This window comes from Bradyrhizobium rifense, from assembly GCF_008123425.1.
In the GTDB taxonomy this organism is placed as follows: domain Bacteria; phylum Pseudomonadota; class Alphaproteobacteria; order Rhizobiales; family Xanthobacteraceae; genus Bradyrhizobium; species Bradyrhizobium rifense.
In genome coordinates, this window is sequence record NZ_VSSS01000067.1 from 31,245 (window position 1) to 53,827 (window position 22,583).

Genomic DNA, 22,583 nt, shown 5'->3' on the forward strand with positions numbered 1-22,583 from the left:
GAAATATAATTCTACTTACTTCGACGAAGGCTGCGGCGCTTTTCCACGGGGAATATCGATACGCCGAGACTATTCGGTGATTGATGACGACTATTGGACCACGGCGCCCAATCCGCACTTAAATGAGGAAGTCAGAGCAGCGAGATTCGAGGGTACATCATGACCACGACACCGCATCGCGTCGTCATCGTCGGGGCCGGCTTCGGCGGGCTGGAGACGACCTACCGGCTGGCGGGCGCGCCGGTCGAGATCACGCTGATCGACCGCCGCAACCATCATCTGTTTCAGCCGCTGCTCTATCAGGTGGCCACCGCCTCGCTCGCGACCAGCGAGATCGCGTGGCCGGTCCGCCATCTCATGCGCGACCGGCGCGAGGTGACGACACTGTTTGCGACCGTCAGCGGCGTCGATGCCGCCAGGCGCCGCGTGCTGATCGACGACGGCAGCGAGGTGCCCTACGACACGCTGGTGCTCGCCACCGGCGCGCGCCACGCCTATTTCGGCCACGACGAGTGGGAGCAGTTCGCGCCGGGCCTGAAGACGCTGGAGGATGCGACCACCTTGCGCCGCCACATCCTGGTGGCGTTCGAGCGCGCCGAGCGAGAGATCGATCCGGCCAAACGGGCGGCCCGGATGACCTTCGTCATCGTCGGCGCCGGACCGACTGGCGTCGAGCTTGCCGGCACTATCGCGGAAATGGCGCACGACACCCTGCCGGACGATTTCCGCAACATCGATACGACCAAGGCCCGCGTGGTCCTGATCGAGGCCGGACCGCGCGTGCTGGCGGGTTTTGCCGACGATCTCTCGGCCTATGCACAGGCCTCGCTTGAGAAGATCGGCGTGGAGGTCGTGCTTGGCCAGGCCGTCACCGAGATCGACCGCGACGGCGTCGTCTATGGCGGGCAGCGGCTGAACGCGAAAACCATGATCTGGGCCGCCGGCGTGCGCGCCTCGCCCGCTGCCGAATGGCTGGACGCACCGGCCGATCGCGCCGGGCGCGTGCAAGTCGAGGACGATCTCACCATCCCAGGCCATCCCGACATCTTCGCGATCGGCGACACCGTCTTGATCAACGCCTGGGATGGCAAGCCGGTGCCCGGCATCGCGCCTGCCGCCAAGCAGCAAGGGCAGCACGTCGCCGACACCATCAAGGCGCGGCTGCGCGGCGAGAGCAAGGGCGCGTTCCGCTACAAACACTCTGGCAGCCTCGCGCAGATCGGCAAACGGCTCGCGGTGATCGATTTCGGCCGCATCAAGCTGCGCGGCACGATCGCATGGTGGATCTGGGGCATCGCCCACATCTACTTCCTGATCGGCCTCCGCCACCGCCTCAGCGTCGCGCTGAGCTGGCTCTGGATCTACGCCCGCGACCAGCGCGCGGCGAGGTTGATCACGCAGGGAAGCAGCAAGGTGGTGGGGTAAACGTCAAGTACCCCCGGCAAATATATATAGCCTTAGGTCGTCGAGCGCCGAGATTGAACCCGATGACCGCCAGTATTTTATCCATCACACGCTGAATTCATTTTGGAGGCGGCTATGTCCGTCATGGACTTCTTCGCATCGCTTTCGTTCTTGTTAATCGCCGGCATCGTAGCTCTTGCCCTTTTGGTACTGAGCATCCGCGTGGCCAATCAATATGAACGGAGCGTCGTGTTCCGGCTCGGCAAGTTCAACCGTACCGCCGGCCCCGGCCTTTACCTCGTCTGGCCAGTGATCGAATGGCAGACCAAGCTCGACCTACGCACGATCACCGCCAATGTCGAGCAGCAGGAAGGCATCACGCGAGACAACGTGCCGATCAAGGTCGACGCCGTGGTCTGGTATCGCATCGTCGACCCCGAACGCGCCGTCATCGAGGTGAAGGCCGTCTCGAATGCTGTTGTGCAGGTCTCCTTGACGACACTGCGCGCCGTGCTCGGCCAGCATACGCTGGATGAGATACTGAAGGCGCAGGACACCATCGCCGAGGTCATGCAGAAGTCGATCGACGCTATTACCGAACCCTGGGGCGTGAAGGTCGAACTCGTGCAGATGAAGAATGTCGAGATCCCACCGAGCATGCAACGCGCGATGGCCCAGGAAGCCGAGGCCCTGCGCGAGAAGCGCGCCCGCCTGATCAAGGCAGAAGCCGAACTCGACGCCGCGGAACAACTCCGTCAGGCCGCCGAGGTGATCATGCAAAACCCCGCCGGCCTCGAACTGCGGCGCATGCAGATGATCACCGAGGTCGGCGCCGAGCAGAACACGATGACCATCATCATGATGCCGAGCGAGTTCGTCGCGATGGCAAGGGGAATTGCGGACGCGGCGAAGGTCGTGGCGAGCAAGGGTTGAAGAGGAGCTAATGCGCCTGCACTCCCTCTCCCCGTTCTTACGGGGGAGAGGGTCGGTTCGCTACTTCACCAGCTCACACCCGCCCTCCGCCATCGGGCGAAACGCCTGCTCCGCGGGGATCGTCGAAACCAGCTTGTAATAGTCATACGGATATTTCGAATCCTCCGGCTTTTTCACCTCGAACAGATACATCGGATGCACGACGCGGCCGTCCTGGCGGATCGTGGTGTCGCCGAACAACCTGTCCTTGCCTTTGAATTTCTTCATCTCGGGCACAACGTCCTTGGCATTGTCGCTGCCCGTCACCGCGACCGCGTTGAGATAGGCGAGCGTGGACGCATAGACGCCGGCCTGGTTGCCGCTCGGCATCTTGCCGTTCATGCCGGGACGCGCGGCGAAGCGCATTGCGAAGGCGCGGGTGTCGTCATTCATGTCCCAGTAAAAGGCTTCCATGAGCTGCAGGCCCTGCGCGACCTTGATCCCCATGCCGTGGACGTCGTTGATGAACAGCAGGAAAGCGACGAGCTTCTGCCCGCTCTGCTGGATGCCGAACTCGGATGCCTGCTTCACCGCATTGATGGTGTCGCCGCCGGCATTGGCAAGGCCGATCACCTGCGCCTTTGAGCCCTGCGCCTGCAGCAGGAACGAGGCGAAGTCGGAGGTGCCGAGCGGATGTTTTGAAGAGCCCAGCACCTTGCCGCCGCGGCCGTCGATGTATTTCTGCGCCTCCGCCTCGATGCCCTTGCCGAGCGCGTAATCGACCGTCAGAAAATACCAGTCCTTGCCGCCGCGCGACATCATCGCCGCCGCCGTGGTGTTGCCGGTCGCCCAGGTGTCGTTGACCCATTGGATGGTATTCGGTGAGCAGGCCTTTCCCGTGAGATCGGCGCTCGCGGTCGACGACGCGAGGTACGTCATGCGGCTGTCGCGCAACAGCGTGTTGATGGAGAGGCCGACCGCCGAGTTCGGCACATCGACGATGGCGTCGACGCCTTCGACGTCGAGCCATTTGCGCGCGATGGCGTTGCCGACATCGGCCTTGTTCTGATGGTCGGCATAGACGATCTCGACCTTGATGCCTTTTCCGCCACCATTGAAATCCTCGGCCGCCATGCGCGCAGCCTCGACCGAGCCCATGCCATTGGTATCCTGAAAAATGCCGGAGATGTCGTTGAGCACTCCGACGCGCACGACATTGTCGGAGATCTCGGCGCTCGCCGTGCCGCCGATCAGGCTCGCAGCGAGCGCGAGCGTCCACTTCAAGTTCTTCATTGGTCCCTCCCCTTTGTTGTTTTCGCCGCCGACAGCATCAGGCCGGCGTGATCGTCACCGGCAGGCTGTCGAGCCCGCGCAGCGTGTTGTTGAAGCGGCGCTTAGGTTCGCCTGTGATCTCGATCTTTGCGATGCGCCGTGCCAGCGCCGACAGCATCGTCTCGCCTTCGAGCCGCGCCACCAGCTGGCCGACGCACATATGGATGCCCGAGCCGTAGCCGACATGACCGGAGGTGCGACGGGTGATGTCGTAACTGTCAGGCTTGTCCCAGCGCCGCGGATCACGGTTGGTGGCCGCGAGGAACATCAGCACTTTCTCGCCTTCGCCGATGGTCGCGCCGGAGAGCTCGACATCGCGCGTCGTGGTGCGGAAGAAGGTCTGCACCGGGCTCTCGAACCGCACGGCCTCTTCGAAAGCGTTGCGCGCGAGCGTGAGATCGCTGCGCAAGCGCCGCCACTGATCGGGGAAGCGAGCCAGGCAATAGACGGCGGCACCGATACCGTTGACCGTGGTGTCGAGGCCAGCCGACAGCAGCGAGCGTACCAGCAACGGCGCCTCCGTCGCCGTGATGGCGCCCTCGTCGACATGGGCGTGGATGCAGGCGCCGATGCCGCCGGGCGTGAGGTTGTCGCGCTGGCACTGATCCGTGACGTAGGCTTGGTGCGGCGCCGAACGCGCGATCGCGTCCTGGCGCAGCTGGTTCGGCGGACCGAAGGCGTTGAACACCAGACTCGCATAGGGAATGAGATTCTCCCGGCCCTCCGGTTTCAACCCAAGCGCATCCGGGAAGATCGAGAGTGGATAGGCTTCCGCAAGATCCGTAATCGCATCAAAGCTGCGCTTTTCGAGCAGCACATCGACCCGCTCCTCCGCCGCCGCCACAAAGCGGTCGCGCAGCCCCTTCATCACGGTCGGCGACAGCACCTTTGACAGCACGGCGCGGGTGCGGGTGTGCTCGGGAGGATCGGCCTCGAGGATCAGGCTTGGCGGCCGCCACGGCGTCTCCTTCTTGAAGTCGGACAGGCCGACACCGCGGCTGGAGCAGAACGTCGCGGGATCATTCAGAACCGCATGAACCTCGGCATACCGTGCCACGCCATAGAGCTTCCACCTGTCGAGATAGACGACCGGCCCCGTCTCGCGCAGCAGCTCATGCGTGGGATACGGATCGGCAAAAAAATTCATGTCGAAGGGATCGACGTCGAGATGCGGGACGCCGTTTGCAGTCGAGCCGGGTGCGCTCATGAAGGTCCTCCCTCATTTTGATCTTGTGAAAGGGCGGCGCTTGCCCTTAGGTCTTTGGGCACGCTGCGAGACAGATTCCCGATATGCCGCCTTCGACCAGATCCCGCCCAAAGCCTGCGCCCGCTGAATTCGGGCCGACACTCGATCTCGATCGCTACGTCCCGGCGTTCATCACCTTCATCGCCAACAAGCTCTCGAACAGCGCGACCGCGTTCTATCAGCGGCAGTTCGGCGTCAACGTCACGGAGTGGCGGATCATGTCGCTGCTGGCGATCGAGCCCGGCATTCCCGCCTCGCGCATCTGCCACGTCATCGGCTTCGACAAGGGCCCGGTAAGCCGCACGCTTGCCGGCCTGGAGAAGCGCGGGCATGTGTCGATCCGCACCGACCCGAACGACGGCCGCACCCATTCGATCTCGCTGACAGCAAGGGGCCGCGCCACCCATGACAAGGTGATCGTCGCAGCGTTCGAACGCGAGCGGCGTCTGCTGTCCTGTCTGAGCAAGGACGAGCGCGAGGTTCTGATCGACCTGCTGCGTCGATTGCACGAAAATCTCGGCGCCGTGACCGGCGGCAGCGAGGCCTGACGGACCACGCGCCGGGCGCAATCGGGTATCACCTCCAGGCATGCGCGGGCGCTTGCCCGCGGCACCTTCTCTGCCGAGCATCGTTTCCTCCGATCCGACGCAGCGGTTCCTCCGCCGTCATCCTTGTCCGGAACGGTTCGCACAAATTAGTTGCTTCGGCAACAAAAGAATCGTGCAGGATATTGCGGCAGAATGGCTGGCGTATTTGGGCGAGCTGCTCGCCCCATCCTCCGTCATTGCGAGCGCAGCGAAGCGATCCAGAGTCTTTCCGCGGATGGTTTCTGGATTGCTTCGCTGCGCTCGCAATGACGGGGTGAGAGAGCGTGGCCTCGCTCTGACTTGATCAGTCGGCCGCTACAACCCGATCCACTCACCCGACGCATCATCATTCAACTGCGCCACGGAATCCGCACGCCGCGTCAAGACCGCGCGCTGGTTGATGTAGCCCTTGTCGGTGATCTCGCCGCCATCGACCGAAGGTGGCTCGGCGAGCAGCAGCGCGCGCGTGGCGTGGCCGGAGGAATTGGCGCCCTGCTGCTTCAGTTTTGCGAGTCCCTGCGCGATGGCGGTCCTGACCTTGTCGTGCGCCAACACATCATTCACGCCCGCCGCCTCTGGCAGACCAGCGTGCGCGCGGCAGGCGACGAGGTTCGGGAACACCAGAAACCGCACCTCGTCGCCACCATGGCCGGTCACGACGATGTCCTGCGCCAGCGGCGCAAGCGCGGCGATGCCGGCGACGCGTAGCGTGCCGACGTTGACCCAGGTGCCGGAATTGAGCTTGAAATCCTCGGCGACACGGCCATCGAAGAACAGGCCGCGGTCGGGCCGCTCAGTGTCCGCAAGCTTTACGGCGTCGCCGATGAAATAAAACCCTTCCTCGTCAAAAGCCTGCCTGGTCAACTCCGGCGCCTTCCAATAGCCCGGCGTGACGTTGGGGCCGCGCACGCGCACCTCCAGCTTGTCGCCGGAATTGACGAGCTTCAATTCGGTGCCTGGAATCGGCACGCCGATATTGCCGGAGCGCTCAGCAAGGAAATGGCAGTCGGTCGCCAGTGGCGAGGTCTCGGTCGAGCCCCAGGCCGAGACCATCGGCATCGCACGACCGACAGTCTTGATCGAAAGCTCTTCAAGAGCGTCCCACAGATTCTGCGGCAATGCCGCGCCGGCATAGAAGGCGAACTTCACCTCGTTGAAGAAACGGCGGCGCAGGTCGTCGTCGCCGCGCAGCGTCGCGATCAGCATATCGAAGCCGCGCGGCACGTTGAAATAGACCGTCGGCATCACGCTTTTCAGATTGGCCAGCGACGTCGCGAACAGGCCGGGCGCGGGCTTGCCGCCGTCGATATAGAGCGAACCGCCATTGCGCAGCACCAGATTGAAATTGTGGTTGGCGCCGAAGGTGTGGCTCCAGGGCAACCAATCGAGAATGACGAGATCGTCGGACTGTTCGAGAAAGGTCCAGGTCTGCGCCTTGGCCTGCTGGCTCGAGGTCAGCATGCGCTGGGTGTTGATGACCGCCTTGGGCGTGCCGGTCGAGCCTGAGGTGAACAGGAATTTTGCGATCGTGTCTGGAGACACTGCGGCAAAGGCTTTTGCAACGTCAAGCGTCTCAGGAGTTGACGCGATGGTGCGGAACGCAAGTGCATCGGCATCGCCAGCATTGCCACTGATGATCTGCGCCTTATGCAGCGGCTTGATCGCAGCGAGCGCCGCCGCAAACGGCTTGATAGCAGAAACGTAGATCGCGCCGGGGTCAAGCAGCGCGATCATGCTTTTCAGCTTGTCAAAATCCCTGGACATCAGCGAATAGGCCGGCGAGATCGCGGCCGAGGGCACGCCGACATGCTCGGCGGCTAGCGCAAGCAGCGCGTGATCGATGCTGTTGTCCGAGAGAATGACAACGGGACGCTCCGCGCTGAGCCGTGCGTCAGGATCCAGGACGCCGCGGCGCGTATACGCCGCAGAGCACCTGCGTAAGTCACGGTGGCCCAGGGCGTATCGGCGCTGTCTCGCTCGGCGAGGAAGATCGTGTCCGGCGTCTGCCGCGCAAAATGCTCCAGCCAGTCGCCGATGCAGCGCGCGCAGTCGCGCAAGGGATCGGGCGAGCGCAGCACGATGCTGCCGTCGGCGCGATGCTCGGCGACGGTCTTGGGCGTTGCGAACAGGCTCGAAGCGTCACCGCGAGTGGCTGACGTCATGGTTTCCTCCTCGCCCGGGGCGTCCGGGATCGGCCGCAGCCTCGTTCCGGGCTGCTTTGGTCATAATGTTGGGCGGGACAATTGTTGTCGTCAACAACAATCTTCCGTTGGCACCGTCGAGGCGCTAAGGTCGCACGGCAGGAGACACGATGTGACAGCCAGCGCAACCCAGACTTCCCCCCGCAAACGCGCCGGCAATGGCGCTGCGCGGCGGATCGACGCGGACGAGATCGGCCTCGACGCGTTGGTCGGCCACGCCGGCTATGCGGTGCGGCGCTTCCAGATCTGGATCTTTCAGGATTTCATCAAGACGCTCGGCGAGGTCGACATCAGGCCGACGCAATATTCGGTGCTGACCGTGATCGGCGCCAATCCCGGCCTGTCGCAGATGGCGGTGGCAAAGCGCCTCGGCATCGAGCGTGCCCGGCTGGTGCATCTGCTCGACAGCCTCGAGCAGCGCAAGCTGGTGAAGCGGATCAAGTCGAAATTGGACCGGCGCTCGCATGCGCTGCATCTCACCGCGCAGGGCGAGACCGCACTGGCCAAATTCAAACGCCTCGCCGCCGAGCACGAGCGGCATGTCGAGGAGAAGATTGGTAAGGCCAACCGGGAGCAGCTGCTTCAGATCCTCGCTGGCTTCACCTGATCCGGACTGCTCATCATTTGGGCAAGTGCCCGCAACAGGGCCTTGGCACGTCCGCCCAATCGATCATCGAGAAATCCCACAAGCTGCTGATTTTTCGATAGTATCCGGAGCCGCCACGCTGCCCGGATAATGTACACAATGGCACATCGCTTGCTTCATTCCGGCTGAAGACAAGTTGCCGGAGTTTTATCGCCATGAAGGCTGAAATGGGGGCTGAGCAGCCTGAAACGATCGCCGCGATCGTGGCCGCGCATCGCGCGGGCACGATGACGCCGGCGCAGACGATCGCGCGGACCTATCAGCGCATCCGCGACCACAACGATCCCGCCATCTTCATCAGCGTGAGCGACGAGAAGGACGCGATCGCGGAGGCTGAAAAGCTTGCCGCGAAGGACCCTGCCAGCCTGCCGCTCTATGGCGTGCCGGTCGCGGTGAAGGACAATATCGACGCGCTGGGCTTTCCGACCACGGCGGCCTGCCCGGCTTTCTCCTATACACCGACGCACGACTCGACCGCGGTCGAGCGGCTGCGCGCGGCGGGCGCGATCATCATCGGCAAAACCAATCTCGACCAGTTCGCAACCGGTCTCGTCGGCGTGCGTTCGCCCTATGGCATTCCCAAGAATTCGATTCGTGAGGACCTCATTCCCGGCGGCTCGAGCTCGGGCTCGGCTGTGGCGGTCGGCGCCGGGCTCGTGCCGCTGACGCTCGGCACCGATACGGCCGGATCCGGCCGCGTGCCGGCGATGCTCAACAACATCGTCGGGCTGAAGCCGAGCCTCGGCATGATCTCGACCGCAGGCCTCGTGCCGGCATGCCGCACGCTCGACTGCATCTCGGTGTTTGCACTGACGGTCGATGATGCTGCGCTCGCGCTGTCGGTGATGGCCGGTCCCGACCAGGCCGATCCGTTCTCACGCGACCGGCCGCTGGGCGCGCTCACGCCCTTCCCGGCGAATCTGCGCCTGGGCGTGCCGCGTAACGGGCAGCTGATCTTCTTCGGCGACAAGAAGGCGGAAGCCGCTTACGGCGAAGCCATGAAGCGCTGGAGCGCACTCGGCGCTGAGCTGGTCGAGTTCGACCTCGAACCGTTCTACGAGACGGCGCGGCTGCTCTATGAAGGCCCCTGGGTTGCCGAGCGCTATCTCGTGATCAAGAATCTGCTCGCCTCGGCCCCGGACTCGATTCATCCGGTCACGCGCGAGATCACCGCGGCCGGCGCACGGCTGACAGCGGCGGACACCTTCTCTGCGCTCTACCGCTTGCAGGGCCTGCGCAAGATCGCCGAGCGCACCTTTACCAATATCGACGCGCTGGTGCTGCCGACGGCGCCGACGGCCTACACGACCGCGCAGGTGCTGGCCAATCCGATCGAGCTCAACAGCCGGCTCGGCACCTACACCAATTTTGTCAATCTGCTCGACCTCTGCGGCCTCGCCGTGCCGGCAGCGATGCGCGCGGACGGCATTCCATTCGGCATCACGCTGCTGGCGCCCGCAGGCCGCGATGCGATGCTTGCGAGCATCGGACGCGTGTTCCATGCCGATACGAAGTTGACAGTCGGTGCGAACGGCGTGATGCAGGCGCCGCTTTCGGCGCTTCCCGCAGACAGCGGCGACGAGATCCCGATCGCCGTGGTCGGCGCGCATCTCTCGGGCATGGCGCTGAACGGCGACTTGAAGGCGCTGAATGCAAAGCTGATCGAGGCGACCAAGACCGCGCCGGACTACAAGCTCTATGCGCTGAAAACCACGCCGCCGAAGCCGGGCCTGCTGCGTGTCGAGGCCGGCAAGGGCGCGTCGATCGAGCTGGAGATCTGGTCGCTGTCGTCATCGGCCTTCGGGAAGTTCGTCAACGCGATCCCTGCGCCGATGGCGATCGGTACGATCCAGCTCGCCGACGGTCGCAGTGTGAAGGGCTTTCTCGTCGAACCGGAGGTGCTTGGCGAGGCGCGGGACATCACGGCGTATGGCGGCTGGCGCGCATATATGAAGGAAGCCGCGACAACCTAGGTACCGTAGGGTGGGCAAAGCGGAGCGTGCCCACCAAATTCCAGATCATCGCGGAAGATGGTGGGCACGGCGCTTCGCGCCTTTGCCCACCCTACGGCACCTACGAAATCACACCGACACCGCGTAAATCTCATACTCCCCGCGCACGAGCTCGATATGCGCGCGCATCGCGGCGGCCGCGCCCTGCTTGTCGCCGCGCATGATGGCGACGACAACGCGGTCGTGCTCCGCTTGCGACTTGGCGAGACGGCCGAGGTTGCGGAATTGGGCGCGGCGGAATGGCTGCACGCGGACTCGCGTCGCCAGCGTGATCTCGGCGATGTAGCCGTTCTGCGAGCCCGCATAGATCGCGTTGTGGAATCGCTCGTTGACCTCGTGGAAGCGGTCGGGATTGCCGGCGTAGCTGAGAACGCGGAGCTCCTCGTGGATCGCTTCGAGACCATGACGCTCGGCGGCCGACATACGCTCGGCGGCAAGGCCGGCGCACAGCGCCTCCAGCTCCGCCATCGCCTCGAACATGCCTGTGAGACGCTCGATCGAGGGCTGCGCGACCACCGCACCGCGATGGGGCCGCGCCTCGACCAGGCCGCTCGCGACCAGTTGCCGCAGCGCTTCGCGCACCGGCGTGCGCGAGACACTGAAGCGCCTTGCGATGTCGGTCTCGTCCAGCGGCGCGCCGGGCGCGAGAGTTCCACGCACGATCTCGTCGGCAAGCTGGAGACGCAGTTCCTCGGCGCGCGTGACCTTCTGCACCGATGGCGAGGCACGGTCGACGCGCGGCACCATCGGCTCGGCCGGCAGTGTCCCGGGCGGAAAATCGTCAAGCGTCATACGGTCAGGTCTCTTTCGACTCGTCGATGATGCTGACATGGGCAGCGACGACGCGCCAGCCCTCCGGGAAGCGAATCCAGGTCTGCATCTGCCGGCCGACCTTGCCGGGAGCCGTGTCGCGATAGAACAGGGTGGAGGCGACAGCCGTATCGCGGCCGTAGCTGGAGATCACCGTCCTGGCGGTGCGGCGGTTGAGGCCGACCGGCGAGCGGCCGGCGCGGAAGCCGGAGATCGCCTCATAGCCATAGAGGTTCTCGCCAATGCCGTAGCGCAGCGTGCGAGGATCGTTGCGGAACAGCTCGCCGAGCACGGCGACGTCGTTGCTGACAAGGGCCTGCTCATAGCGCTCGAACGCGGCTTTGACTTCCGCGATCACGTCGGGGAGATCGATCTCCATCTCAGAATCCTTTTGGTGACGGCGCGGCGACCACGCCCATCTTCTCCAATGCGTGCGCGACGCGCAACGCGATGTCCTCGCGCCAGGGTGCAGCAATGATCTGCACGCCGATCGGCAGCGGTTCGAGCGGCACCGGCACTGCGACGACGGGCAGGCCGATGAACGAGATCGGCTGGGTGTGGATGCCGATATTGGCGCGCACCGGCAGATCGACGCCGTCGAGATTGAAATTCACCTGGCCGAGCTTTGGCGCGGTGCAGGGCGTCGCCGGGGCGATCAGCACATCGACGGACTTGAAGATCTCCGCGAATTGCGCGCGATACCAGCGGCGAAACTTTTGCGCGCGGTCGACCAGCGGTGCCGGCACCATGGCGCCCGCGATCAGCCGGTCGCGCACGGCCGGATCGAAATCGTTGGGGCGCTTGCGCAGGCGATCGAGATGCAGCGAGGCGCCTTCGGTGGTGGTGATGACATAAGCCGCCGCGCGGGCGCGCGCGGCTTCGGGCACATCGACCACCTTCGTCGCGCCGAGCGCCTTGACGACACGGCTGACGGCTTCGACGGCTTCCGGAAACACGTTCTTCTGGAAGTAGCCCCCGGCGATCGCGATGCGCAGGTCCGACACCGGATTGGCGAGTAGCGGCAGCGTCGGCTCGAGGCCACGTGTGGTGGTGCAGGCGGCATCGTCGGCATCCGGGCCCTGCATCGCGTCATAGGCGAGCGCGAGATCGGTGACGGAGCGCGCGAACGGGCCGAGATGATCGAGGCTCGCGACGAACGGAAAAGAGCGCGCCCGTGACAGCCGGCCGTAGGTCGGCTTCAAACCAAAGATGCCGCAGAAAGACGACGGCACGCGGATCGAACCGTTGGTGTCCGATCCCAGCGCGATCGGCACCAGCGCGCCGCCGACGGCGCTGCCGGAGCCACCTGACGAGCCGCCGGCCATCCGCGTCGTGTCATGCGGATTGCGCGAGGGACCATCATGGATGTTCTCGCCAGTGAAGTCGTAGGCGTATTCGCCCATGTTGAGCGCGCCGACGAGAACAGCGCCGGCCGCTTCCATCCGCTCGATCAAGGTCGCGTCGCGCTTCGACGGTGCGAGATCGCGGTTGATCTTCGAGCCGGCCCGCGTCGGCAGACCCGCGACGTCAAACAGGTTCTTCACCGCGAAAGGCACGCCGGCGAGCGGGCCGACGGTCTTGCCGGCAGCGATGTCGGCGTCGACGGCGCGTGCCTTCGTGCGGGCGCGATCCGCGGTGACGTCGGTGAAGGAATTGAGAACGCCGTCGTGCTGCTTGATACGCGCGAGCGCCGCTTCCGTGGCATCGAGTGCGGACATCTTGCCGCGCACAACCGCACTCGCGATCTCCGAGGCCGTCATCTCTGGCTTCGTGGTCATGGCAGCATCAGGCCGTGAAGATCGGCGCCGGCTCGGTCTCGTCCGGCAGCGCGAATTCGTCGACCAGGCGGGCGAGCCGCAGCGACACTTCGAGATTGGCGCGCACCGCGGGCCGCCAGGCGTCCTCGACCGGCAATGCCAGCGCTTTCGATACGGCGTCGATATAGTCGTCCAGCGGCTCGGCCATCACGCTCCCAAACAATCGCTCAGTGCACCGGCAACGGCGGATGCGGGATCGCCGTCAGCAGCTCCTTGGTGTAGTCGTCCTGCGGATCGCTCAAGACCCTCTCGGAAGAGCCTTCCTCGACGATCCGCCCCGTCCGCATCACAATGACACGATCGCACAACAAGCGCACTACATTCAAATCATGCGAGACGAACAGATAGCTCATACCTAGCCGCGCTTTCAGGTCCTGAAGCAGGTTCAGCACCACCGCCTGCACGGAGACGTCCAGCGCCGCGGTCGGCTCGTCCAGGATGACGAGCTTTGGATGCAGCGCGATGGCGCGGGCGATGCCGACGCGGGCCTTCTGGCCGCCGGAGAGCTGGTGCGGGAAGCGATCCAGCAGATTGTGCGGCAGGCCGACCATGGTGGCCAGTTCCTCACAGCGGGCGCGGAGCGCATCGCGCCCCTTGATGTCACCGAGCTGCATGATCGGGTCGACGATGGCGCGGGCGGCGGTGAAGCGCGGGTTCAGGCTGTCGGTCGGGTCCTGGAACACCATCTGGATGCGGCTGCGCTGCGGCAGCCGGGCGAAGGACGCAGGCGCGATGGCGCCGATGTCCTCGCCGTCGAACTGGATCAGGCCGGAGGTCTGGTCCAGGAGCCGCATCACCATCATCGACGTGGTCGATTTGCCGCAGCCGGATTCGCCGACAAGGCCAACGCTCTCGCCGTGGCCGATCGAGAAGCTGATGCCGTCGACCGCACGGAACACATCCGGCTCAACGGGCGGCTTGCGGCCGAACAGTTTTCCGAGCGTGGCGGTGGCGCCCTGGCGGGGATATTCCTTGACGAGCTTTTCGATGAGCAGGAGCGGCTTTTGGCCCTCTGCACTTGCCACGGCGGCCGGGGCGGACTCCGCGGCCGCAGCGCCCTCCTCCTCCGGCAACAGATCCCGCAAGCTCACGCCGAGCCGCGGCGTCGCGCGCATCAGCTTCTTGGTGTAGGGGTGCTGCGGGTTGGCGAAGATGTCGGCGGCCTTGGCGGTCTCGACCACCCGGCCCTTTTCCATCACCACGACGCGGTCGCAATAGGCGGCCGCCAAACCCAGGTCGTGGGTGATCAGGATGGTCGACATCGCCTTGCGCTTGGTCAGCTCGACGATCAGGTCCATCACCGCCTTCTGCGTGGTGACGTCGAGGCCGGTGGTCGGCTCGTCCGCGATCAGCAATTGCGGATTGCAGGCGAGCGCGAGGGCGATGACGACGCGCTGGCACATGCCGCCGGAGAGCTCGAACGGATAGGCGTGATAGCGCTCGCGGGGGCGGGCGATCTTGACCTGTTCCAGCGCCTCGATCGCCTTTTCGCCGTGGTCCGAAACCATGGCCTGCTGCACATGGGTGCGCAGCACGTCCTCGATCTGGTCGCCGACTTTCCGGATCGGGTTCAGCGCCGCGCGCGGGTTCTGGAAGATCATCGAGACTTCGCGGCCGCGCAAATCGCGCATCTGGCCTTCGGTGGCAGCCTTGACGTCGATGCCCGAAAACATCACCGAGCCTTCGGCGATCTTGCCGGCGCGGTCGAGGATGCGCATCACCGCGTAGGATGTCACCGACTTGCCGGAGCCGGACTCGCCGACGATGGCGAGCGTCTCGCCCTTGGCGACGGAGATGTTGACGTGCTGCACGGCTTTGACGATGCCGCGGCGGGTGCTGAATTCGACCGTGAGGTCCTGGACGTCGAGCAACGGCTGGGCGGTCATGAATGCCTCCCGTCACTCAAAGAGCTCGAAAACAACCCCATGCACAGTAGAACGGCGTTGGAATCATTGGAGAATTTTCGCGGAAAATGAGCCATCACGTCCTCCGCTGGGGGTCGACGATGTCGCGCAGGCCGTCGCCGAGGAGGTTGAAGCAGAACACGGCGATCATCAGTGCGAGGCCGGGGAACAGCGCGATCCACCATTCGCCCGACACCATGAAGCCCGCGCCCTCGGCGACCATGATGCCCCATTCGGCGGTTGGCGGACGGACGCCGAGGCCGATGAACGACAGGCCTGCAGCATTCAAAATGGCGTAGCCCATGGTGAGCGACATCTGCACGATCATGATCGGCATGATGTTCGGCAGGATGTGCATCAGCAGGATGCGGAATTCGCCGTTGCCGGAGAGACGCGCCGCCTGCACGAAGCCAGCATTGCGGCGGACATTCGCCTCGGCGCGCGCGACGCGGGCATAGAGCGGGAAGTTGACGATGGCGGTAGCGAGGATGATGTTCTGCACGGTATTGCCGAGTGCTGCGACAATGCCCATCGCCAGCACGAACAGCGGGAACGCCATGATGGTGTCGGCTATGCGGCCGACGATGCGATCGGTCCAGCCGCCGAAATAGCCCGCCGCGATGCCGGCGAGGCCGCCCATCAAAAACACCAGCACGACGGAGGCGACCGCGATGAAGGTATCGAGCCGCGTCGCCACCACGACGCGGCTGAAGATGTCGCGGCCCAACTGGTCAGTGCCAAACCAGTGCGCCGCCGACGGTGCCTTCAACGCCGCTGCGGTGTCGGAGGCGAGCGGATCGTACGGCACAACATATGGGCCGAAGACCGCGGCAAGGAGAATGACGATCAGTAGGGCGAAAGAAAAGCCCGTGACCTTGTTCTCGCCAAGCACATAGCGGGTCTGTTCGAGGATCGCAGTGAGTCCCGAGGTTCGCGCGGGACCGGCCGGTTCAACAGCAGGCGCAACGGAGCTCATTATGTCCCCCTAGCCTTCAAGTCTGACGCGTGGATCAATCACGCCATAGAGAATGTCGATCACGAGATTCAAAAGCACGTACATCACGGCCATGGTCAGCACGAAACCCTGCACCGGCGCGAAGTCCGACGAGATCAGCGCTTCCACCGCATAGGAGCCGATGCCGGGCCAGGCGAACACTTTTTCCATCAGCACGTTGGCCCCTAGCAGGAACGAGAACACCATGCTGAGCGTGGTGATCACAGGCAGCATCGCATTGCGAAAGGCATAGGTGACGATGACGGTTGCCGGTGACAGGCCGCTGGCGCGCGCGGTGCGGACGAACTCCGACGACAACACTGCCAGCATCGAGGCGCGCGTCATGCGCGCGATCGGCGCCAGCGAGAAGATCGCGAGCGTCGTCGCGGGCAATATGAGCTGGCTCAGCGCCGAGCGGAACGCTTCGAAGTCACGCGCGATCAGCGTGTCGATCAGATAGAAGCCGGTCACGGTCTGCGGCGCGCTGTAGAAGACGTCGAGACGCCCGAGCGGCGCCGGAGACCAGCCGAGCCGGAAGTAGAAGAAATAGACCAGCACCAGGCCGGTGAAGAACACCGGCAGCGAGACGCCGGCCGTCGTTGTTATTCGGCAGAGATGATCGATCCATGATCCCGGTCTTGTTGCAGCCAGCACGCCGAGCGGAATGGCGATGACGATGGAGACGATCAGGCCGAGCAGCGTCAGCTCGGCGGACGCCGGAAGGCGGTTGCGAATTTCGGCTGCGACCGGCTGGCCTGTCGTGAGCGAGTTGCCGAAATCGCCATGCGCGAGATCGTTGGTGTAGCGGAAGAACTGCTCGATCAGCGGCTTGTCGAGACCGAGCTTTTTGCGGATCTGCTCGACCGCTTCCTTGGTCGCGGCGGGCCCCGCAAAATACGCGGCCGGATCACCCGGCAGCGCGCGCGTCAGCAGGAATGTGACGATGACGACGCCGATCAGCGAGGGAATCGCGAACATCAGGCGCTTGCCAATCATGGTGAGCATGACGCCTCACCCCTTCGCCATCGCGCGATAGTCCAGGCGGCGGTGGAACCAGTATTGGTAGCCGCTGATATTCTTCTGCATCGCGACGTTGACGAAGGGCTGGTACAGCGGGATGCGCGGGATGTCGGTGTAGGCGAGATCGACGAAGCCTTTGACGTCGGTGTCGTAGGTCGCCATATCGCCGGTGGCGGCTGCGGTGCGCGCGCCGTCGATGAGCTTGTCCATCTCCGCCGACTTGTAGCTCATGGTGTTGAAGACGGAATTGTTGCCGTGATAGCACCAGTAGAAGAAGTATTCGGGGTAATCGAGCCAGCCCGAAAACACGTTGGTGAAGAGCGGCATCTCCTTCTTGTTTAACTCGGTGCGCCAGTTGGCGCCGGGCACCTTGTTGATGGTGGTCTTGATGCCGATCTGCGCCAAGCTCTCCTGCACCAGCACGCAGAGCGGCTCGTTGACACCGGCGAAGTTGAGATCGAACGAGATCGTGGTCTCGAAGCCGCCCGCGAGGCCCGCTTCCGCCATCAGCGTCTTCGCCTTCTCGATGTCGGTGTTGTATTTGTGCGGCTGCGGCCAGGCGACTTCGGTCGGCTTGTCCTTTGCCGCGCCGAACATCGGGTTCGCCAGCCCGAACATCACGGCATCCATGATCTTCTGATAGGGCAGCGCGTAGGCCACCGCCTGACGGACTTTTGGATTATCGAACGGCGGCTTGGTGACGTTCATGCCGATATACTGGATGCCGTTGGAGAACGGCAGCGACACCACGTTGAGCTTGCCGCTGGCCTTCATTTCCTGGAAATCCTTGTTCGGGAGTTCGTAGGAGATGTCGGCGTCGCCGCGCTCCAGCAGTGCGCGGCGGTTGCCGGCCTGCGGCACCATGCGCCAGATGACGCGCTTGATCTTCGGCAGCGGACCGCAGACCCAATCCTCGTTGCGCTCCATGATCACTTCGGTGCCGGCGGTCCACTTCGTCACCTTGTAGGCGCCGGAGCCCGCCGTCTGCTGCTTGGTGAATTCGAGACCCCAGGGATCCTTCTCGTTGGCGTTCTTCTTCACGAGCTCGGAGTTGACGATGCAGGGCACGATGACGGCGAGATCGGGGACCGTCAGCCTGTCCTTCTTCAGGAAGTCGACGCGCACCGTATGGTCGTCGATGACGACGAACTGCTCCGGCTTGGTCAGCGAGCCCGCGCTCATCTGGAAGGTCGGGAAGCCGCCGACGCTGACGGCGCGATCGAGCGACCACTTCACGTCCTTGGCGGTGACGGGCGTGCCGTCGTGGAATTTGGCGTTCTTGCGCAGCTTGAAGGTGACCGACATGTCGTCGATCTTGAACTCCTCGGCGAGCTCGGGCTTGAACTTGTCGCGGTCGTAATAGGGCACGCCGCCGGGACCGACCTTCATCTCGTGGCTGATCAGCCGGTCGTAGCAATTCCAGGACACTTCATAGCCGGGCACGTTGGTGCCGACGCCGTGGATGTCGAGATTGTTCGGGCCGCCTTCCGAGACGATCAGCAGCGTCTCCGAGCGCGCGTCGGCATAGGCCGAGGAAACCACCTGTGGCATCGCCGGAAGCGTCGCGCCGGCGGCCAATCCGGAAACGGACTTGAGGAAATCGCGGCGCTTCATGAGGATGCTCCAACTCAAAAGTTTTTGGTTGGAACTGGATTCGCAAGGTTCGTGCCAAGGCTTAACGAGAGGTTAGCTTCGGCTTATGCAATTGATATCGCATCTAAATCCTAGAAATCAGTGACGGAGCGCCAACGCTCAGCTCTTATGCATTGCATACAAAGCAGAGCATTTGCTTATTAAATAGACTGAAGCGGCCTGCGGCCTAATAAATGTGCGCGACGATGCCCTATCACCTCCGCGAGCTATCAAGAGGATGAAAGCGCGCCCTCGAACCCGTCATTGCGAGCGTAGCGAAGCAATCCAGAATCTTTCCGCGGACGCAGTCTGGATTGCTTCGCTACGCTCGCAATGACGGCTGATGGGGCGATCACTCCGCCCAGACCAACTCCTGCAGCGCGACCAGATCATCCGCCTTGTCCTGCCAGCCCTCGATGCAGATGTGACTGTTGAGGTCACTGGCCTGGTGCAGCAGCAGCAGCGCCATCAGGCGCCGCTTCAGCGCGTAGTCCGGCTTTTCGTAGCCAAAACCTTCGAGCAGGCTGCGCACCCTCCCCGGCCGGCCCGCCGACATGAAGGCGCTGGGGCCGAGCAGATCGTAATCGCGCCAGCCCGCCCGGACGTCGCCGAAATCGAACAGGCCGGCGAGCGACCAGTCGCCGTCGTGGCAAGCGAGCAAAAAGTTCTCCGGAATGTACTCGCCGATCAGGATCACCGGCGGCGCGTCCATCGGAATCAGGGTTGCCGCATCGCGCAGGAGACCGTCGAGGCCTTCAAGGAATTTTGGCGCGAGGCCGAGACGCGTGTGCCTGTTACGACAGCCCAGCATCTGTGTGCGCATGAACGCATCCCAGCGCGGCTCGATCTCTGCGAGCAGGCCGAGCGGCACGCGCTGCACGGCGGCAATCGTCTCGCCAATCTGGCGCAGCACGCGCTCCTTCTGCGCTTCCGGCAATGATGGCCACACTTCCGAGCCGAGCATGCCGGCGAGGCGCGCGATGACGAGATAAGGCCAGCCATCGCGCTCGCCCTCCGCGACGATCTCGGGGATCGGCAGATGAAGCCGGCCCGCAAGCTGCATCAGCGAGCCGCGCTCGGAGACGAATTGAGCGCGCAGCAGCGGCGGGAAAATTTTCAGGATCAGTTTTTCGCCGAGCCCGACCACGAGATTGGTGCCGGTCGAAAACACATGCGGCGCGCTGACGTCGATGCCGTGGCTGCGGGCGATGTCGAGGGCGATCGGCAGCCATTGCGGCGGATCGGAGCGCCAGGCGCGAAAGGTTTTCGCGTCGGCGAAGTGAGGCAGTGTCATCGACATCGCAACCAACTTGATTGTCATCGGAAGAGAAATGCCCTGCCGCTACGGGAAGAGCAAATGCATTTCGAAAGCAGGATTCCCTGCGGCCATCCTTCGAGACGCCCGCTTCGCGGGCTCCTCAGGATGAGGGCGGAGTGCGCGGCAGCAAGTTCGGCGGGCACCCATGCCGCTTAGCCTCATCCTGAGGAGACCGCGGAGCGGTCGTCTCGAAGGACGAGGCACGCGCTCTGGCTGCTGCTACCGATCCGGGCTGGCGCGCTCGAACTGGCGCAGGAGCTTGTTGCCGCGCTCGACTGCGGCATCGAGGGCGGCTTGCGCGCTCTTCTGGCCCGCAAAAGCCTGCTCGAGCTCCTCCTCGATCGTGCCGCGGATCAGGTTGAAGGAGCCGAGCCTTATGCCTTTCGAGTTCTCGGTCGGCGGATGCAGCGTGATTTCCTCGAACGAGATCGCCGAGCCCGGATTGCGCTCGTAAAATCCTTGCGCGCGCGTCAGCTCGAAGGAGGCGCGGGTGATCGGCAAATAGCCGGTGTTCTGATGCCAGGCGGCCTGCACGCCCGGCTGCGACAGATAGGCGAAGAACCGCGCCACGCCCTTGTATTCCTCGCGCGGACGGTCGCGCAGCACCCACAGCGTGGCGCCGCCGATGATCGAGTTCTGCGGCGCACCTTTCACGTCGGGCCAATACGGCATCATGCCGTAGCCGATCTCGAACTTCGAATTCGCCTTGATGTCGGCGCGCGTCGCCGAGGAGCCGATGAAGATGCCGCATTCGCCGTTCTGGAAGCGCGGCTCGGCCGACTGCCCGCGGCCGCTATAGTCGAACAGTTTTGTCTTCTGCCATTCGGCGAGCTGGGCGATGTGCTTGACCACGACCGGATTGTTGATGGTCAATTCCGCATCGAGGCCGGCAAAGCCATTCGCGCGCGTGGCCAGCGGCAGATTGTGAAACGCCGAAAGATTCTCGACATGGATCCAGGACGGCCAGGACGTGGTGAAGCCGCAGACGGCGCCGCGGTCACGCAGCCGCTTTGCAATGACGCCAAGCTCCGGCCACGTCTTCGGCGGCGTCTCGGGATCGAGGCCGGCGTCGCGGAACATGGTCTTGTTGTAATAGAGGATCGGCGTCGACGAGTTGAACGGGAACGACAGCAGATTGCCGCTCGCATCGGTGTAATAGCCGGAGACCGCTGGAAGATAGTCGTTGAGCGAGAACGGCTCGCCCATGTCGCGCATCATGCTGTACACCGGATAAATCGCGCCCTTGGCCGCGGTCATGGTGGCGGTGGCGACCTCGTTGACCTGGACGATCGCGGGCTGGCTGCGGGAGCGGAAGGCGAAGATCGCAGCGGTCACCGTCTCAGTGTAGCTGCCCTTGTAGCTCGGCACGATCCGGTAATCGGACTGCGAGGTGTTGAAGTCGGAGGCGAGCTTTTCGAGCTGCTTGCCGAGCTCGCCCGACATGGCGTGCCACCACGCGATGTCGGTGGCGGCGCGCGCCTCGCAGCTCAAGGCGAGGGCCAAGGTGGCGGCGGCGACCTGCAAAAGGCGCAATGCTGAACTCACGATGGCTCTTCCCGGATCAAGCGGCAAAAGGCGACCGGACCCTGCTTAAGGCGCGACACAAGCGGTTTCAACCGGGAATAAAGACGGGCCGCGCCGCACAATCGCCCGGGGACCCGACCCGGGATGGCCTTCCCTTTACCATCTGCTAGATTGCATTGAACCTTTTGGTCCCGCCATAGACTCCATCTCCGAGGGGTTGAGTGTGCCAGTGCTGAACCGTGCCGAACTCTCACGGACCGGGGTGATCTTCGTCGCGCTTTTGCTCGCCATCTACGCGACGGGCGCTGCTGCGCGTGAATTCCGCGCCGCCGACACCCAGACCGAGGACTACCCGACCGTCCAGGCGCTGCGCTACATGGGCGCGCTGATCGCCGAGCGCACCGGCGGCCGGCACGAGATCAAGGTGTTTCACTCCCGCCAGCTCGGCGAGGAGAAGGAGACGATCGAGCAGACCCGCGCCGGCGCGATCGACCTCAACCGGACCAATGTGGCCCCGATCGGCAATTTCGTTCCGGCGATGAACGTGCTCGCCATGCCGTTCCTGTTTCGGTCCATCGAGCACATGCAGAAGGTGCTGGACGGGCCGATCGGCAACGAGATTTTGGGAAGCTTCGAGCCCTACGGCTTCGTCGGGCTCGCCTTCTACGATTCCGGGGCGCGCTCGATCTACAATGCGGTCCGCCCGGTGAAGAGCATCGCCGATCTCAAGGGATTGCGGATCCGGGTGCAGCAATCGGAGTTGATGAGCGAGATGATCCGCTCGCTCGGCGCCGAGCCGGTCGAATTGCCCTATGGGCAGGTGCTCACGGGGCTCGCGACCCGTCTGATCGACGGCGCCGAAAACAACTGGCCATCCTTCGTGACCACCGACCATTACAAACATGCCGGCTACTACTCCCTGACCGAGCACACCATGAGCCCGGAGGTGCTGGTGATCTCGCTCAAGGCCTGGAAGAGCCTGTCGGCCGACGACCAGCAGATTTTCCGTGAGGCCGCGCTGCGCTCCAGCCAGTTCATGCGCGAGAAGTGGCGCGACCTCGAGGAGCAGTCGCAGCGCAAGGCGGAAGCCGCCGGCATCACGGTGATCAAGGACATCGACCGCAAGCCGTTCGAGGACGCGATGGCGCCGATCTACGCCAAGGCCGCGAAGGACCCCGCCGCGGCCGCGCTGATCGAACGCATTCGCAAGGTGGAGTGACACGA

The 22,583-nt window shown here is 64.0% G+C and carries 18 protein-coding genes and 1 pseudogene; 6 read left to right on the forward strand and 13 right to left on the reverse strand.

The features are described from left to right. Positions 1-159: 159 nt before the first annotated feature. A complete protein-coding gene (locus tag FXB40_RS38030) occupies positions 160-1,425 on the forward strand; it encodes an NAD(P)/FAD-dependent oxidoreductase (protein ID WP_148777399.1) in 1,266 nt (421 codons plus the stop codon). 114 nt (positions 1,426-1,539) lie between these two features. After that, the gene (locus FXB40_RS38035; protein WP_246208236.1) at positions 1,540-2,337 is read left to right on the forward strand and encodes a slipin family protein; all 798 of its coding nucleotides are present in this window, start codon (positions 1,540-1,542) and stop codon (positions 2,335-2,337) included. A gap of 60 nt (positions 2,338-2,397) precedes the next feature. Here FXB40_RS38035 and FXB40_RS38040 read toward each other — a convergent pair whose 3' ends face one another. Further along, on the reverse strand, positions 2,398-3,609 hold the full coding sequence (locus FXB40_RS38040) for an ABC transporter substrate-binding protein (protein WP_148777400.1): 1,212 nt from the start codon (positions 3,607-3,609) through the stop codon (positions 2,398-2,400). A 37-nt stretch (positions 3,610-3,646) separates the two neighbouring features. Then, entirely contained in the window at positions 3,647-4,855 is a 1,209-nt protein-coding gene (locus tag FXB40_RS38045) for a cytochrome P450 (RefSeq protein ID WP_148777401.1), read from the reverse strand. Positions 4,856-4,938: 83 nt separating this feature from the next. Here FXB40_RS38045 and FXB40_RS38050 point away from each other — a divergent pair, with 83 nt between their 5' ends. After that, entirely contained in the window at positions 4,939-5,442 is a 504-nt protein-coding gene (locus FXB40_RS38050; RefSeq protein ID WP_148777402.1) for a MarR family winged helix-turn-helix transcriptional regulator, read from the forward strand. Between the two features lie 354 nt (positions 5,443-5,796). On the opposite strand, the pseudogene FXB40_RS38055 reads toward FXB40_RS38050, so the two are convergent. Next, a pseudogene (locus FXB40_RS38055) lies at positions 5,797-7,643 on the reverse strand (feruloyl-CoA synthase). Positions 7,644-7,794: 151 nt separating this feature from the next. On the opposite strand from FXB40_RS38055, the gene FXB40_RS38060 reads away from it, so the two are divergent. Together FXB40_RS38060 and atzF are read left to right on the forward strand one after the other, a co-directional pair. Next, positions 7,795-8,289, forward strand: coding sequence for a MarR family winged helix-turn-helix transcriptional regulator (locus FXB40_RS38060; RefSeq protein WP_148777403.1), 495 nt, complete (start codon positions 7,795-7,797; stop codon positions 8,287-8,289). A 206-nt stretch (positions 8,290-8,495) separates the two neighbouring features. Then, positions 8,496-10,301 (forward strand): allophanate hydrolase, encoded by a 1,806-nt coding sequence (atzF, locus tag FXB40_RS38065; protein ID WP_148777599.1) that lies wholly within the window; start codon positions 8,496-8,498, stop codon positions 10,299-10,301. A gap of 108 nt (positions 10,302-10,409) precedes the next feature. On the opposite strand, the gene FXB40_RS38070 is transcribed toward atzF, so the two are convergent. The 10 genes from FXB40_RS38070 to ugpB all read right to left on the reverse strand — a co-directional run bounded on the left by FXB40_RS38070 (position 10,410) and on the right by ugpB (position 21,380). Beyond that, positions 10,410-11,132, reverse strand: a complete 723-nt coding sequence (locus tag FXB40_RS38070; protein ID WP_187437426.1) for a GntR family transcriptional regulator — start codon at positions 11,130-11,132, stop codon at positions 10,410-10,412. Between the two features lie 4 nt (positions 11,133-11,136). After that, on the reverse strand, positions 11,137-11,529 hold the full coding sequence (gene hpxZ, locus FXB40_RS38075; protein ID WP_148777405.1) for an oxalurate catabolism protein HpxZ: 393 nt from the start codon (positions 11,527-11,529) through the stop codon (positions 11,137-11,139). A gap of 1 nt (position 11,530) precedes the next feature. Next, positions 11,531-12,928: an AtzE family amidohydrolase gene (locus FXB40_RS38080; RefSeq protein ID WP_187437427.1), complete on the reverse strand. Its 1,398-nt coding sequence runs from the start codon at positions 12,926-12,928 to the stop codon at positions 11,531-11,533. A gap of 7 nt (positions 12,929-12,935) precedes the next feature. Further along, positions 12,936-13,115, reverse strand: coding sequence for a DUF4089 domain-containing protein (locus FXB40_RS38085; protein WP_164938943.1), 180 nt, complete (start codon positions 13,113-13,115; stop codon positions 12,936-12,938). A 19-nt stretch (positions 13,116-13,134) separates the two neighbouring features. Beyond that, complete coding sequence (locus FXB40_RS38090) at positions 13,135-14,853, reverse strand: dipeptide ABC transporter ATP-binding protein (protein WP_148777406.1); 1,719 nt, start codon at positions 14,851-14,853, stop codon at positions 13,135-13,137. A gap of 94 nt (positions 14,854-14,947) precedes the next feature. After that, the gene (locus FXB40_RS38095) at positions 14,948-15,847 is read right to left on the reverse strand and encodes an ABC transporter permease (RefSeq protein WP_148777407.1); all 900 of its coding nucleotides are present in this window, start codon (positions 15,845-15,847) and stop codon (positions 14,948-14,950) included. 9 nt (positions 15,848-15,856) lie between these two features. Next, positions 15,857-16,870: an ABC transporter permease gene (locus FXB40_RS38100; protein ID WP_148777408.1), complete on the reverse strand. Its 1,014-nt coding sequence runs from the start codon at positions 16,868-16,870 to the stop codon at positions 15,857-15,859. A gap of 6 nt (positions 16,871-16,876) precedes the next feature. Continuing rightward, positions 16,877-18,499: an ABC transporter substrate-binding protein gene (locus FXB40_RS38105; RefSeq protein WP_148777409.1), complete on the reverse strand. Its 1,623-nt coding sequence runs from the start codon at positions 18,497-18,499 to the stop codon at positions 16,877-16,879. Positions 18,500-18,869: 370 nt separating this feature from the next. Then, positions 18,870-19,817: an aminoglycoside phosphotransferase family protein gene (locus FXB40_RS38110; RefSeq protein WP_187437456.1), complete on the reverse strand. Its 948-nt coding sequence runs from the start codon at positions 19,815-19,817 to the stop codon at positions 18,870-18,872. 237 nt (positions 19,818-20,054) lie between these two features. Then, positions 20,055-21,380, reverse strand: coding sequence for a sn-glycerol-3-phosphate ABC transporter substrate-binding protein UgpB (gene ugpB / locus FXB40_RS38115; protein ID WP_246208237.1), 1,326 nt, complete (start codon positions 21,378-21,380; stop codon positions 20,055-20,057). A 202-nt stretch (positions 21,381-21,582) separates the two neighbouring features. Between ugpB and FXB40_RS38120 the strand changes: the two genes are divergently transcribed. Then, positions 21,583-22,578, forward strand: coding sequence for a TRAP transporter substrate-binding protein (locus FXB40_RS38120; protein WP_148777412.1), 996 nt, complete (start codon positions 21,583-21,585; stop codon positions 22,576-22,578). Positions 22,579-22,583: the final 5 nt, after the last annotated feature.